The organism is Mesorhizobium sp. M4B.F.Ca.ET.203.01.1.1 (genome assembly GCF_004791025.1).
Lineage (GTDB): Bacteria > Pseudomonadota > Alphaproteobacteria > Rhizobiales > Rhizobiaceae > Mesorhizobium > Mesorhizobium abyssinicae.
The window spans coordinates 77,493-91,110 of sequence record NZ_SRUO01000005.1 but is presented as its reverse complement, the minus strand read 5'-3'; the positions used below and the strand labels follow the sequence as shown (position 1 = coordinate 91,110).

Annotated in this window: 11 protein-coding genes; 2 read left to right on the top strand and 9 right to left on the bottom strand. The window is 63.9% G+C overall.

Annotated features, from left to right (window positions below; all coding sequences use genetic code 11):
- Positions 1–266: 266 nt before the first annotated feature.
- Positions 267–506 (bottom strand): hypothetical protein, encoded by a 240-nt coding sequence (locus tag EN846_RS12975; RefSeq protein ID WP_135913906.1) that lies wholly within the window; start codon positions 504–506, stop codon positions 267–269.
- 308 nt (positions 507–814) lie between these two features.
- A complete protein-coding gene (locus EN846_RS12970) occupies positions 815–1,132 on the bottom strand; it encodes a hypothetical protein (protein WP_135913907.1) in 318 nt (105 codons plus the stop codon).
- 432 nt (positions 1,133–1,564) lie between these two features.
- On the opposite strand from EN846_RS12970, the gene EN846_RS12965 reads away from it, so the two are divergent.
- Positions 1,565–2,548, top strand: coding sequence for an acyltransferase (locus EN846_RS12965; RefSeq protein WP_189379711.1), 984 nt, complete (start codon positions 1,565–1,567; stop codon positions 2,546–2,548).
- A 37-nt stretch (positions 2,549–2,585) separates the two neighbouring features.
- On the opposite strand, the gene EN846_RS12960 is transcribed toward EN846_RS12965, so the two are convergent.
- The 7 genes from EN846_RS12960 to EN846_RS12930 all read right to left on the bottom strand — a co-directional run bounded on the left by EN846_RS12960 (position 2,586) and on the right by EN846_RS12930 (position 11,463).
- Entirely contained in the window at positions 2,586–5,270 is a 2,685-nt protein-coding gene (locus EN846_RS12960; protein WP_135858726.1) for a phosphoenolpyruvate carboxylase, read from the bottom strand.
- Positions 5,271–5,340: 70 nt separating this feature from the next.
- Complete coding sequence (locus tag EN846_RS12955; RefSeq protein WP_127394206.1) at positions 5,341–6,309, bottom strand: D-glycerate dehydrogenase; 969 nt, start codon at positions 6,307–6,309, stop codon at positions 5,341–5,343.
- An 81-nt stretch (positions 6,310–6,390) separates the two neighbouring features.
- On the bottom strand, positions 6,391–7,290 hold the full coding sequence (gene sucD, locus EN846_RS12950; RefSeq protein WP_127311843.1) for a succinate--CoA ligase subunit alpha: 900 nt from the start codon (positions 7,288–7,290) through the stop codon (positions 6,391–6,393).
- 14 nt (positions 7,291–7,304) lie between these two features.
- A complete protein-coding gene (locus EN846_RS12945; protein ID WP_127285817.1) occupies positions 7,305–8,492 on the bottom strand; it encodes a malate--CoA ligase subunit beta in 1,188 nt (395 codons plus the stop codon).
- Between the two features lie 18 nt (positions 8,493–8,510).
- Positions 8,511–9,467, bottom strand: coding sequence for a CoA ester lyase (locus tag EN846_RS12940; RefSeq protein WP_127312040.1), 957 nt, complete (start codon positions 9,465–9,467; stop codon positions 8,511–8,513).
- A gap of 12 nt (positions 9,468–9,479) precedes the next feature.
- Positions 9,480–10,670: an aminotransferase class V-fold PLP-dependent enzyme gene (locus EN846_RS12935; protein WP_127285815.1), complete on the bottom strand. Its 1,191-nt coding sequence runs from the start codon at positions 10,668–10,670 to the stop codon at positions 9,480–9,482.
- Positions 10,671–10,791: 121 nt separating this feature from the next.
- Entirely contained in the window at positions 10,792–11,463 is a 672-nt protein-coding gene (locus EN846_RS12930) for a response regulator transcription factor (protein WP_128346862.1), read from the bottom strand.
- A 452-nt stretch (positions 11,464–11,915) separates the two neighbouring features.
- On the opposite strand from EN846_RS12930, the gene mgtE reads away from it, so the two are divergent.
- The gene (gene mgtE / locus EN846_RS12925) at positions 11,916–13,334 is read left to right on the top strand and encodes a magnesium transporter (RefSeq protein ID WP_127285813.1); all 1,419 of its coding nucleotides are present in this window, start codon (positions 11,916–11,918) and stop codon (positions 13,332–13,334) included.
- Positions 13,335–13,618 lie beyond the last annotated feature (284 nt).

Here is a 13,618-nt window from a genome sequence, read left to right as displayed (position 1 = left end):
GCGACCTGTGGTAGCAGCGCGCATATGAGCGAGATCGCCATACCGAACGCGCCACCAGCCACCATGTATGTGCCAGGCTTCATTTCGCGTCTCCATCTATCTGGGGAGAGGGGGAGAGAGCGGCGGCGGCAGTGGCAGCAGGATTTGTTCCGCTCCAATTATGGACGAAATCCGTCCACACTAAGAACGATATCGGCCCGGCCAAAGACCAGAATGCCATCCAAAACAGTAGCAATTCTCTCACTGTTCGCCTCGCCTTTCCCATATTAGACCGCACAGTAGCGGCCGTCGCCGAGCATGTTCATGTATGAGTGAATGTCGGCGCAATCGTATGGACCGCTGAAAGACGTTTCATCATCAATGGCGTCCCATAGGCGGCGCATATCAGCGATGGTTTTCCCCGCGAAAAGTCTCGCCAACCTTGCGCGGTGATCACGACCATTTTTTGTATGAGGACTCGGGCCAAATTTGGTGAATTTTGGGAAGGCAACAACGTTCGTTTTCATGCGGAAACCCTAGCATTTTCCCGTTGAATCTGCTACATATTTCGGCGGGACGGTGTGCCGGAAAAACCATGCACTGGGCTGCATAACGCGATATGCCCATCAATGGCCGGAGCGTCTTGGAGGCGGTGGCTTCGATAGCATCGCAGTACAGCGGCTTAAACGTGCCGCCAGTCGGGAGCACCCGGCCCGCCTCATCTCCTACCACACACCAACCCATTCCCCCACCCTATAAACAACCCCAACCACCACCAATGGCAGTCCAATGTATTTCACCAGCAAGAAAGTGAAGCGGGCTTGAGGGTGCGAGATCATGCGGGGCTATCCTGGCTGGCGACTGGAGGCTGAACGATGGCGATCGCTGCCCTCAGTGTCTTGTTCTCCTCCTCAATGCGCCGGGTCTCAAGGCGATATTGTTCCAGGCTCTCCTTGACGGCATCCACGGCGCAGGGGAGGCAGTGGATGGCGCGCTTATCCATATCCAGGAAGTGCCCCTGGCAGCGCACGCATTTGCCCATATAGCCGCCCGGTGCATATCCCGCCAGCGGCCACGTTGGCTCCCGGTGGGTCGCCGCGACCTTCCACTCAATCACGGCATTCTCTTTCACCTTCGGGTACGTCTCAGCCATTTCCTAGCTCCTTTGTACGAGAAGAGGGGAACCCACAGGCGACGGTTTCTGTGGATGAAGTCGTGGGACACCCATCCTGTAACCTATTGACCAAGAACGCCCGTTCGTTGCAGAGCATGGGACACCTTGCCCCTTGTTTTCTGCCGTTCGCGGGACTTTTGCGAGTCTTCTCGACCGCACCAAAATCTCCCTGTTGAATTTTCAACGGTTGCGGCAAAGAGCCCAACCAGCCGCCGGGACGTCGGGTAGCCTGCCCGGTCAGGCCGCTGTTTGAGGCGTGCGCGCCGGTTTGGCGGCTAAGCTCCTGCGTTGCTATGTCAGGCGCGGCAACCCGCGAGCAAAGGTTGTCATTGCAAGCAAAATGCAACCACAAGGAAACCCAATTTAAAGAATGCCAAAGTACCTTCGCCAGCTGTTCCGGGGGAGGTTCCTTTGCCTTACAATCCTGCGCTGGATGGATTGCGCGCCATCAGCATCCTGGCTGTTTTGGCTTTCCACTGCGAGGTGCCGCTGCTGCATGGCGGCTTCTTCGGGGTCGATCTGTTTTTTGTACTTAGCGGCTTTCTGATCACCACCATGCTGCGCAACGAACTTGACGAGACCAACAGCATCGATCTCGGCCGCTTTTACTGGAACCGGCTGGTACGCCTCACTCCGCCCCTTTATCTGATGCTGGCGGCAATCCTGCTCATCGGTCTGGAGACGCCTCGAAAAATCTTCATCGCAGCCGTCTACCTGACCGATTTCTTCGCGCCCTATGAGCACTTCTACGGTGTCCTGCGGCACACCTGGTCGCTGGCCGTGGAAGAGCAATTCTACCTGGTATGGCCGTTGCTGTTGGTGGGCATATTGCGCCTGCCTCGACCGGCTGCCGTGGTTGTCGCCATGTTTTGCATCGCGACAACCTGGAGGATCGTGCTGCTGCAGGAATTGCCGAGCGAATGGGTCTACTATCGTCCCGACGCCCGCCTGACAGGCTTGCTTGCGGGTGCGATCGTGGCTTTGGCAAAGCCGGAGTTCAAAGACCTATCCCAACTGGACAGCATCGGCAGAACGGCCGCGGGCACAATCCTGCCGTTCATGGTAGGCACGCAGATATTCACGCCGGTCTCGCTGCTGATCATGCAGCCTCTGGTCGAGGTTTCGGCAGCGGCCCTGGTTGTCGTGGCGACGGACAGCAGGAGTGAAATTCATCGCCTCTTGTCCCACCCCATGCTGGTGCGGGTCGGGGTCCTTTCCTATTCGATCTACCTTTGGCATTACCCGATCGCCAACGTCATGAAGCAGTCCTATGGCTGGGCTCCAACCCTGTTCGTAACGGCTGTCCTGTCGATGGCTCTCGCCGTGCTGACGCACAGTCTCGTCGAGATCCCGATGAGGGCGCTTCGTCTGCGACATCGCGTCGTTGTAGGCTGATTTTGCAGATCTGCCCCGACTGGGACCGTCGCCGGCGCTATCCCGTCCAGCCAAGGCCGGCCGAGATGCAGTTGATCGAGACGAGCAGGGCGTCGGTCGCTCGCTTTTGATCCGCTGTGCCGGTAGTTGCCCGGACTTCCCGCAGCAGATCGACCTGCAGCCGGTGGATGTCGTCCATCTGTCGTCGCAGATTGTCGAAACGCCGCTTGAACATCGGAAAGCGCGCGGAAAGGTCGCCTCCCGTGAGGTCGCCGATCAGGCGTCGCGTCAACTCGTATTCGGCACCGATGCGGGCGTGGATTCGGCCGGCCGCATCGCTGTCGGACACTAGGCCGGCGTAGAGGCGCGCGATCTCCATGTCGGACTGGTAAAGCGTCTTCTCGGCCTCGTCGACGATCAGGCGGAAGAAGCGCGAATGCTCGAACATGCGGGCCAGAAGGTCGCGCCCGGCCTCGCCGCGCACGGTGACGAAGGAACTCATCGCGCTGCCGATGCCATACCAGCCGGTCAACAGATGACGGTTCTGGCTCCAGGCGAACACCCATGGAATGGCGCGCAGGTCGGCAATGCCGCTGGCGCCGAAACGGCGATCCGGTCGTGAGCCCATTTTCAGGAGCGCCAGCTCCGCGACCGGGCTCGCCTGGTTGAAATAGGCGAGGAAGCCGGGCTCGGCCATCAGCCCGGCATAGGATGCCTGCGACATGCCTGCCAGCGCTTCCAGCGCTTCGTCGAATTCCGGCGTTTCCTTCTTCTCGACATCGCCGGGCGATCCGACACTATGGGCCAGCACGCCGGCGGCGAGTATCTCGAGCTGGTTGAGGCCGGTGCCGCGATTGGCGAATTTCGACGAGACGACCTCGCCCTGCTCGGTCACCCGCATGGTTCCCGCGACGGTGCCTTGCGGCTGTGCGGCGATCGCCCGGCCGGTCGGCGCGCCGCCACGGCTGACGGAGCCGCCGCGGCCGTGGAAGAAGCTGATCCTGACCTTGTGCTTGCGGCCGACGGCAGCGAGGCGCTTTTGCGCTTTCGCCAGTTCCCAATTGGACGCGAGGAAACCGCCATCCTTGTTGGAGTCCGAATAGCCGAGCATGATTTCCTGGCGCGCGCCGAAATCCCGCACCGTGCGCCTGACCAGCGAAACGCCGAGCAACCCGTCCAGGATGGCGGGGGCGGCCTGCAGATCGGCGATGGTCTCGAACAAGGGCACGATCCGCAGCCGGATTGTGCCGCCGCCACTGGGCGCGGTCGAAAGTCCGCAATATTGCGCCAGCAGATAGACCGCGAGCAGATCGTCTGCCGAGCGGGTCATGCTGAGAACGAAAGCGCCGACAGCATCGCCATCCGATCCGGAGATGTGCCTGGCGATGACCGAGAATGTCGAAAGCAGTTCGCCTGCTTCAGGCGAGAGCCGGCCTGCGTCGATCTCCAGCTGCTCGCCCTGGCTCAAGGCAGCGCGAATGCGCGCCGACCATTGCGGCGTGCCGGCTGCCACCGGATCGGCGGGATTTGCCAGGGCAAACAGCTCGGCCAGCACGCGGTTGACGACGGTGGAGTTCTGCCTGACGTCGAGCGAAACCGTGCGGAAGCCGAAGCTTCCGACCTGCCAAAGCAGCGGCTGGACGAAACGCCTGGCCACCGCGCGCCCTCCGATTGCTTCGAGGACCGAAGATAGGGCGTTGAGATCGGCCCGAAACGCCTCCGCCGAGGGGTACGCCGCCGTACTGCCATCCCGCGTCGCGTCCAGCCGGGCAAGCAGGGCCGAGGCGAACTGGCGAAGCGGTTCGTCAGGGTTGCGGGCGGCGATCTCGTCGGCCTGTCCGCTTCTATCGAGCGCCGTTTGCAGCACCGGCTCGAAGCTGGCCGGCAGGTCGATGACGTTCGAACTGGCACTGAGCACCGACACCAGCCGCTGCATCTGCGCCAGATACCAGCCTATGGCGGTGTTGCGGTACTCGGCCATGGCATGGGCCGTGACCGCGGCCGTCACGTTGGGATTGCCATCGCGGTCGCCGCCGATCCACGAGGCATAACGCATGAAGGAGGGAATTCTTATCGGCTCGCCCGGATAGTGACGCTCAAAGGCGCCCTGAAGCTTGCCATAGAGCTGCGGCGTCGCCTCGAAGATGACTTCGCGAAAGAAATGCAGGCCCCAGGCGATCTCGCGCTCGACCGTCGGGCGCTCCAGCCGCAGCTCGCCGGTCATCCACAGAAGCTCGATCTCGCTTTCCAGATCGGCGACCAGCAGGTCGCGTTCGCGCGGCGCCCAGCGCGGCTGGTCGAGCTCGGTCAGCTTGCGATATATGCGGCGGTGGATCTCCAGCACCGTGACGCGCTTGGCCTCCGTCGGGTGAGCGGTCATGGTCGGGCCGACGCAAAGCTCATTGAGCGCGGCCTGGGCCTCCTGCGCCGAGTGGCCGTTGGCCGCCATCTGCGCGATCACGCTGGCGAAGGAGCCGGGCACTTCGTCGACGCCGGCGCCCTGTTCGAGTTCGCGTCGCGCCCGCATGGCAAGCAACTCGTCGGCGATCGTCAGCAGCTGGAACCACACGCCTGTCGCCTGAAGCGCCGGGATGCGCTGGCCAGGGGCGAGGGAGCCAAGCGACCTGCGTCCGCTCAGAACGGCGGCGATCTCCGGCTCGCGGGCGCTTGCGACCTGCAGCAGCAGGCGCAACAAAAGGCTGCGCTCGTCCTCGCGAAACTTGATGCGTCTGCTCTGTTCCAAGGCGCTCTCCTGATCCGTCGGCATCGACCGCCGCTGTAGCCGCGCCCTGAATCGAGGGTGGCGCCGGCTGTCAGGCGACCCGGTCGGGAACCGGACGCCCCTCGAAGAAGGCGGTCAGGTTCTCCACCACCTTCATGCCCATTGCCACCCGCGTTTCCTCGGTCGCGCTGCCGAGATGCGGCAGCAGCACGACATTCTCCAACTGCTTCAGCGCCTCCGGAACGGCCGGCTCCTCGGCAAAGACGTCTAGGCCAGCGCCGGCGATCTCGCGCCTTTGCAGCGCGCCGATCAGGGCGTCCTGGTCGACGACGTCGCCGCGCGCGGTGTTGATCAGGAACGCGCTACCCTTCATCAACCGCAGGCTTCGGGCATCGATCAGGTGGCGGTTTTCCGCGCCGCCCGGGCAGTGCAGCGACACGAAATCGGATGCCGTGAGCACACCTTCCAGAGTCTGCATCTGCACCGCGCCCATGGCGCGCGTTTCCTCATCATCGACCGGCGACCGGTTGAAGAACACGATCTTCATGCCGAAGCCGAAATGCGCGCGCCTGGCCGTCGCCTTGCCGATGCGCCCCATGCCGACAATACCCAAGGTCTTGCCCGAAACCTTCGCGCCGGCCATGTGGGTCGGCGACCAGCCGTGCCACTCTCCGGCTCGCAGCTGCCGCTCGCCTTCACCGGTCCGGCGCGCGACCGCCAACATCAGGCTCAGCGCAAGGTCGGCGGTGCAATCGGTCAGCACGCCAGGCGTGTTGGTCACCACGATGTCGCGGTCGCGGGCCGCCGCGACATCGATATGGCTGAAGCCGACGCCGAAATTGGCGATGATGCGGGTACGGGGGGCGCTCTCGGGAAACACCGCGACCGGCAAGCGGTCGCTGACCGTCGCCAGGATCGCGTCAAAATCCGCGAAGGCGGACGTCATCGCGGCAGCGCTCAGCGGCGTATCGTCTGCGTTGAGCGTCGCGTCGAAGCGCTCTGCGAGGATCGCCTCGACGGCGGCCGGCCATTTGCGGGTGACAATCAAACGCGGTTTCATCGAATTTCCTGCCGATCGACGGGCCGCCGCGATGCCTGCGCCGGCCCAGATTTCACATTTGCTATGCGGCCTTCGCCGGCGTCACGCCGCCTTCTTGGACCGCGCCAGTGTCTCGGCCACGACCTCGCCGAACGAGGCGGGAGTCGGCACGATGACGACGCCGGCTTCCTTGAGAATCTCGACCTTTTCCTGCGCCGACTCGCCAAAGGCGGAGATAATGGCCCCGGCGTGGCCCATGCGGCGGCCCTTCGGCGCGGAAAGGCCGGCAATGTAGGCGATCAGCGGCTTGCGCATGTTGTCGCGCGCCCAGATCGCGGCTTCGGCTTCCTGCGGGCCGCCGATCTCGCCGATCATCACCACGGCATCGGTATCCTCGTCGCGTTCGAAGAGCTGCAGGATGTCCTTGAACGACGAGCCGTTGATCGGGTCGCCGCCGATGCCGACGCTGGTCGACACGCCGATGCCGAGCGCCTTCATCTGCGAGGCAGCCTCGTAGCCCAGCGTGCCGGAGCGGCCGACGATGCCGACCCGGCCGGGCAGGTAGATGCTGCCGGGCATGATGCCCATCAGCGCCTGTCCCGGCGTGATGACGCCGGCGCAGTTGGGACCGACGAGGCGCATGCGGTCCTCGAAGCGGTAGCGGCGCATGTAGCGCTTGACCTGCATCATGTCCTGCGACGGGATGCCGTCGGTGATGCAGACGCAGAGCTTGATGCCGGCGTCCGCCGCTTCCATGATCGAATCGGCCGCGAAGGGCGGCGGCACGAAAACGATGCTGGCCTCGGCGCGGGTCTCGCGAACCGCACCCTTGACGGTGTTGAAGATGGGCAGGCCGAGATGGGTCTGGCCGCCCTTGCCGGGGGTGACGCCGCCGACGAGCTTGGTGCCGTAGCGCTTCATGTCCTCGGCGTGGAAGCTGCCGATCTTGCCGGTGAAGCCCTGGACGATGACGCGGGTGCTGCGATTGAGCAGGATTGCCATTTTTTAGACCTCCCTCAGGCTGCTTTTTTCTTCTTGGCGGCCGCGCGCCAGGCGGCGACGGCCTTTTCGGCGGCTTCGGCCAGCGTCTCGGCGACGATCACCGCCTCGCCGGAATCGGCCAGGATCTTGCGTCCTTCCTCGACCTTGGTGCCGGAGAGCCGCACCACCAGCGGCACGTCGACGCCGACTTCGCGGATCGCCTTGATGACGCCTTCGGCGACCCAGTCGCAGCGGTTGATGCCGGCGAAGATGTTGACCAGGATGGTCTCGACATTCTTGTCGCCGAGCACGGCGCGGAAGGATTTCGCCACCCGCTCCGGAGAGGCGCCGCCGCCGATATCGAGGAAGTTGGCCGGCTCGCCGCCGGCGATCTTGATCATGTCCATCGTCGCCATGGCGAGGCCGGCGCCATTGATGATGCAGCCGATATTGCCCTCCAGGCCGACATAGGAAAGGCCGCGGTCACTGGCGAAGGTTTCGCGCGGGTCTTCCTGGCTCTTGTCGCGCAATTCGGAGATCTCCGGGCGGCGGAACAGGGCGTTCTCGTCGAACGACATCTTGGCGTCGAGCGCGACCAGGCTGCCGTCGCGGGTCACCACCAGCGGATTGATCTCCAGCATCGAGGCGTCGTAGTCGCGGAACACCTGGTAGCAGCCGAGGATGGTTTCGGTGGCCTTGCCGATCAGATTGCTCTCGAGCCCGAGGCCGAAGGCGATCTCGCGCGCCTGGAACCCCTGCATGCCGACACCGGGATCGACCGTGGCGCGGATGATCGAATCCGGTTTCTTTTCGGAGATATCCTCGATCTCCATGCCGCCGGCGGCCGACGCCACGATCATGACGCGCTCTTCCTTACGGTCGAGCACGAAGCCGAGATAGAGTTCCTGGGCGATGTCGACCGCTTCCTCGAGATAGAGGCGCGATATCAGCTTGCCGCGCGGCCCGGTCTGGTGAGTCACCAGCTTGCGGCCGAGCATGGCCTCCGCCGCGTTGGAGATCTCCTCGTCGTTGGAGCAGAGCTTGATGCCGCCGGCCTTGCCGCGCGCGCCCGAATGAACCTGCGCCTTCAGCACCCATTTCGAACCGCCGATCTCGCGCGCCCGGTAGGTCGCCTGCTCGGGGCTGTAGGCGAGGCCGCCGCGCGGCACATGCACGCCGTGGCGGGCGAGCAGTTCCTTGGCCTGGTATTCGTGAATGTCCATTTTGTCCTCCGGTAATTCTCAGTGCGTCGCAGCCTGGCCGGCGCGCTCGATGGCCTCGCTGACCACCAGCACGTTGCGCGCCATGCGTTCCGACGCGGCGTCGATCATCTTGCCGTCGAGTGCTGCCGCGCCCTTGCCGAGCGCCTCGGCCTCCTTCAGCACCTCGAGGATGCGCCTGGCGCGCGTGACCTCTTTCTCTGGCGGCGAGAACACGTCGTTGGCGAGCGCGATCTGCGACGGGTGGATCGCCCATTTGCCTTCGATGCCGAGTGCCGCGGCACGCCTTGCGGCCGCATTATAGCCTTCGGGGTCGGAGAAATCGCCGAACGGTCCGTCGATGGCGCGCAAGCCGTAGGCGCGGCAGGCGACCGTCATCCGCGACAGAGCGAAATGCCACTGGTCGCCGGGATAGTCGGGGTTGAGGCCGCCGATGTTGACGGTGCGCGCCTTGTTGCTGGCGGCATAGTCGGCAACGCCGAAATGCATCGCTTCCAGCCGGCCCGGCGTGGCGGCGATCGCCTCGACATTGGCCATGCCGAGCGCGGTCTCGATCAGCGCCTCGAGGCCGACGCGGGTCTTGTAACCCTTGGCCATCTCGATCTGGTTGACCATGGCCTCGACCATATAGAGGTCGGCCGGCACGCCGACCTTCGGCACCAGGATGGTGTCCAGCCGGTCGCCGGCCTGTTCCATGACGTCGACCACGTCGCGGTACATGTAGTGGGTGTCGAGGCCGTTGATGCGCACCGAGACGGTCTTGCCCTTGGCGCGCCAGTCGATGTCGTTCAGCGCCTGGATGATGTTCTTGCGGGCGCGTTCCTTGTCCGGCGGCGCGACCGCGTCCTCGATGTCGAGGAAGACGAAGTCGGCGGCGCTGTTCGCGGCCTTGTCGATCATCTCCGGGCTCGAGCCGGGAACCGCCAGCTCGCTGCGCTGCAGCCTGAGCTTCTTCAGGTGGTTGATGGTGTGGCTCATGGTCGGTCCTCCTCAGGCCGCTTCGGCGACCGGCACGGCGGCCGAGGCGCGGAAGTGCTGGATGGCGGCGCCGACGCCGGAGCCCGGCGCCAGCTTGACCCCGCAGTCGAGCAGCGCCAGCTCGGCGGCCGACAGCGAGGCCAGCACCATCACCTCGTTCAGCCAGCCGAGATGGCCGATGCGGAACACCTTGCCGGCCACCTTGTTGAGGCCGCCGCCGAGCGATGTCTGGTAGGTCCCGTAGGCGCGCTTGACGACGTTGGCGCTGTCGATGCCGTCGGGCACCAGGATGGCGCTGACCGTGTCGGAGTGCCATTGCGGTGTCCTGGCGCACAGCTTCAGGCCCCAGGCCTCGACCGCCTTGCGCACGCCTTCGGCTAGGCGATGGTGGCGGGCGAAGATGTTCTCCAGCCCTTCCTGAGCGATCAGGTCAAGCGAGGCGCGCAGACCCCGCAGCAGCTGGGTGGCCGGCGTATAGGGGAAGTAGCCGGTATCATTGACGCGGATCATGTCCTCGAAGGAGAAGTAGCAGCGCCGGTGGGTCGCGACCCGCGACGCGGCAAGCGCCTTCTTGCTGACCGACAGGAAGCCGAGGCCGGCGGGCAGCATGAATCCCTTCTGCGAGCCGCTGACGGCGCAGTCGACGCCCCATTCTTCCTGACGGAAGTCGATCGAGCCGATCGACGAGACGCCGTCGACAAAGAGGAGCGCCGGGTGGTTCGCCGCGTCGAGCGCGGCGCGGCAGCCGGCGACGTCGCTGGTGACGCCGGTCGCGGTCTCGTTCTGGGTGCAGAAGACGGCTTTGATGCGGTGCGCCTTGTCGGCCTGCAGCTTCTCGGCATAGAGATCGAGCGGGACGCCGGTTCCCCATTCGCAGTCGATGACGTCGACCTCGAAGCCGAGACGCTCGGCCATGTCGACCCACAGATGCGAGAACTGGCCGAAGCGCGACATCAGCACCCGGTCACCGGGGCTAAGCACGTTGGTCATCGCCGATTCCCAGGCGCCGGTGCCGGACGAAGGGTAGATGAAGACGCGGCCGGTCTCGTTCTTGAACACCTTCTTGATGTCCTCGAACAGCGGCAAGGTCAGATCCGGGAAGGAGGAGGCGCGCATGTCCTCCATCGGCAGGTTCATGGCCTGCCGGACCTGCTCCGGAATGTTGGTGGGCCCTGGGATGAAAAGATGGGTGAACCCAGCCATGCGCGAACTCCTCCGGTCATTTGGGATGGTGGAGGAAGTTTCGTTTCGATGAGCCTGAGCGACAACACTCTGGCGGGTAAGTTGTCGCCGCGCGCGGGTAGGTTCCGCCTACCCGGCCGTCCTACCCGATAGGTGATTTGGGCGTACGGCGCTTCTCGCTCGAATAGAGCGCGACCGCCATGGCGCGGTTGCGGACGTCGAGCTTGTCGTAAAGATTCTTGAGGTGGTACTTCACCGTATTCTCGGAAATCCCGGTCCGTGTCGCGATCTGCAGGTTGGTCCAGCCGTCGGAAAGCACCGCCAGCAGCTCGCGCTCGCGCACGGTGAGCTGCGACAAGGGCGTGTCGTTGACCTTGTTGATGTCGATATAGGGGATGCAGATGCGGCCGTGCGCGACCGCCAGGATGGTCTCGAAGATGATCGGCGGGTCGTCGAACTGGAAGCAATAGCCTTGGGCTCCAAGCCGCACGCACTGCTTCAGGATGCCGATGTCGTGGTCGTTGGAAAAGACGGTGATGCGGACGTCGAGCCCACGGTTCTGGACCTCGGCCAGGATGTCGGCGCCATCCATGTCGGCGAGCTTCCAGCCGATGAGGGCGACGTCGAAGTCAGGCTCCGCCGCGAATTCCAGGAATTGCTTGCCGCTTTGCACGGTGGCCAGAAGCTCGAAGCGCCCGTCGCATTCCAGCATTTCGCGAAGGGCCGAGATGACGAGCGGATTGCGTTCGGCAACGATCACGCGAACGCGTCGTTCCTCAATTGACCCGTTTCCTCTCTCCGGCTTCGTCGTCAAGGGTTCCCGGTTTTTCTCTTTGCGGCCGGGCGAGCCCGGCCGTGGTCCTCTATGCTGACAATTCTGCCGCAACCGCGCGGGCGTGCTCTTTCCCCAGCGACATGCGCTGTCGCGTCGCCTGAAGCCGGACCGGCGTTCCTTTTTGATGGTATCGCCATTCCCGGTGGCTTACCGGACGATGTCTCCTGCCAACGGAATTGATCGGGCGGGAAGGGCGTATTTCGTTTGATATTCCTGAGCGTTAGAGCGATAGGTTCGCAAATCGAATCGTGCTGCCGAACCATCATTCCTTCGAGCTTCGGATTTCCCAAATGCGGTTTCCCCTTTGGGTTCGATGCTCTAGACCTGAACTCTAGACTATTTGCTTCTGCGCAATTCCGAACGGAAAACCGTTACACACTTTTCCTGGAATTGCTCTAGCTTTTCCGGAATCCTGACGGCGGGAGGCGCTGGTGGAAGGCCAGGACAATCAGACGACCGACGCCAGGCCGCATGAGGAGGCCCACGCCGACATCTATGGCGAGGACGGCGCCGTCCTGTCGTCTTTCCTGGCCCATGTCGGCGCGGCGATCGCCGACCGCGACACGCTCACGCTCAAGCGTGACGTCGGCGACCTGCACCAGTCGGAGCTCGGCGATCTGCTCGAGGCCTTGCATCCCGAGCAGCGCCGGGCGCTGGTCGAGCTGCTCGGCTCCGATTTCGACTTTTCCGCGCTGACCGAGGTCGACGAGGCGATCCGTCTCGACATCGTCGACAATCTGCCGAACGAGCAGATCGCGCAGGCGGTGCAGGAGCTCGATTCCGACGACGCCGTCTACATTCTTGAGGACCTCGACCAGGAGGACCAGGACGAGATCCTGTCGCAGCTGCCGTTCACCGAGCGGATCAGGCTGAGGCGGTCGCTCGACTATCCGGAGGAGTCGGCCGGCCGGCGCATGCAGACGGAATTCGTCGCCGTGCCGCCGTTCTGGACCATCGGCCAGACCATCGACTACATGCGCGAGGACAAAAACCTTCCCGACCGCTTCAGCCAGATCTTCGTCATCGATCCGAGCTTCAAGCTGCTTGGCGCCATCGATCTCGACCAGATCCTGCGCACCAAGCGGGCGGTGAAGGTCGAGGATGTGATGCACGAGACGAGGCACGCCATCCCGGCCACCATGGACCAGGAAGAAGCGGCGCGCGATTTCGAGCAATACGACCTCCTGTCGGCGGCCGTGGTCGACGAGAACGAGCGGCTGGTCGGCGTGCTGACCATCGACGACGTCGTCGACGTCATCCAGCAGGAGGCAGAGGAGGATCTCCTGCGCATGGGCGGCGTCGGCGACGAGGAACTGTCCGACACGGTGCTCGCGACCTCGCGCTCGCGTGTGCCGTGGCTTCTGGTCAACCTGTTGACGGCCTTCCTCGCGGCCTCGGTGATCGGCCTGTTCGACCACACGATCGAGCATATCGTGGCGCTGGCCGTGCTGATGCCGATTGTCGCCGGCATGGGTGGCAATGCCGGCTCCCAGACCATGACCGTCACCGTGCGCGCGCTGGCGACGAAAGATATCGACATCTACAATGCCGCCCGCATCATCCGCCGCGAGGTCGGCGTCGGCTTCATCAACGGTGCCGTGTTCGCCGTGCTGATCGGCATCGTCGCGGCGGCTTGGTTTCGCGATCCCAACCTGGGCGGCATCATCGCGGCGGCGATGATCATCAACATGTTCGCGGCGGCGCTCGCCGGGATCCTGATCCCGCTGCTGCTCGACCGCTTCAAGATCGATCCGGCGGTGGCGTCGGCAGTCTTCGTCACCACGGTCACCGACTGCGTCGGCTTCTTCGCTTTCCTCGGCCTCGCTACCTGGTGGTTCGCCGTCCCCTGAGCATTGTTGATATTCCGGTGATGCCGGCCTGCAAATGGCGGTCTCCTGCGCTTCCGGTGCTCACGTACCTTTAAGTACGCTCCGCTCCGATTCTCGGAGACCACCATTTTGCTCGCTTCGCGCCCGTCTTCGACTCCGGCTCGGCCTACACAACAACCCAATCCCAGTTTGGGATCGTGTCTTCAATTGACTTTTACGTAAATGCCGTGCGAGGTTCGGCCAGGTTCCATTCGATTCCGCTCATGGAACGGAGGGGAGGGGCGACGCCACGGACGGCGCCCAGA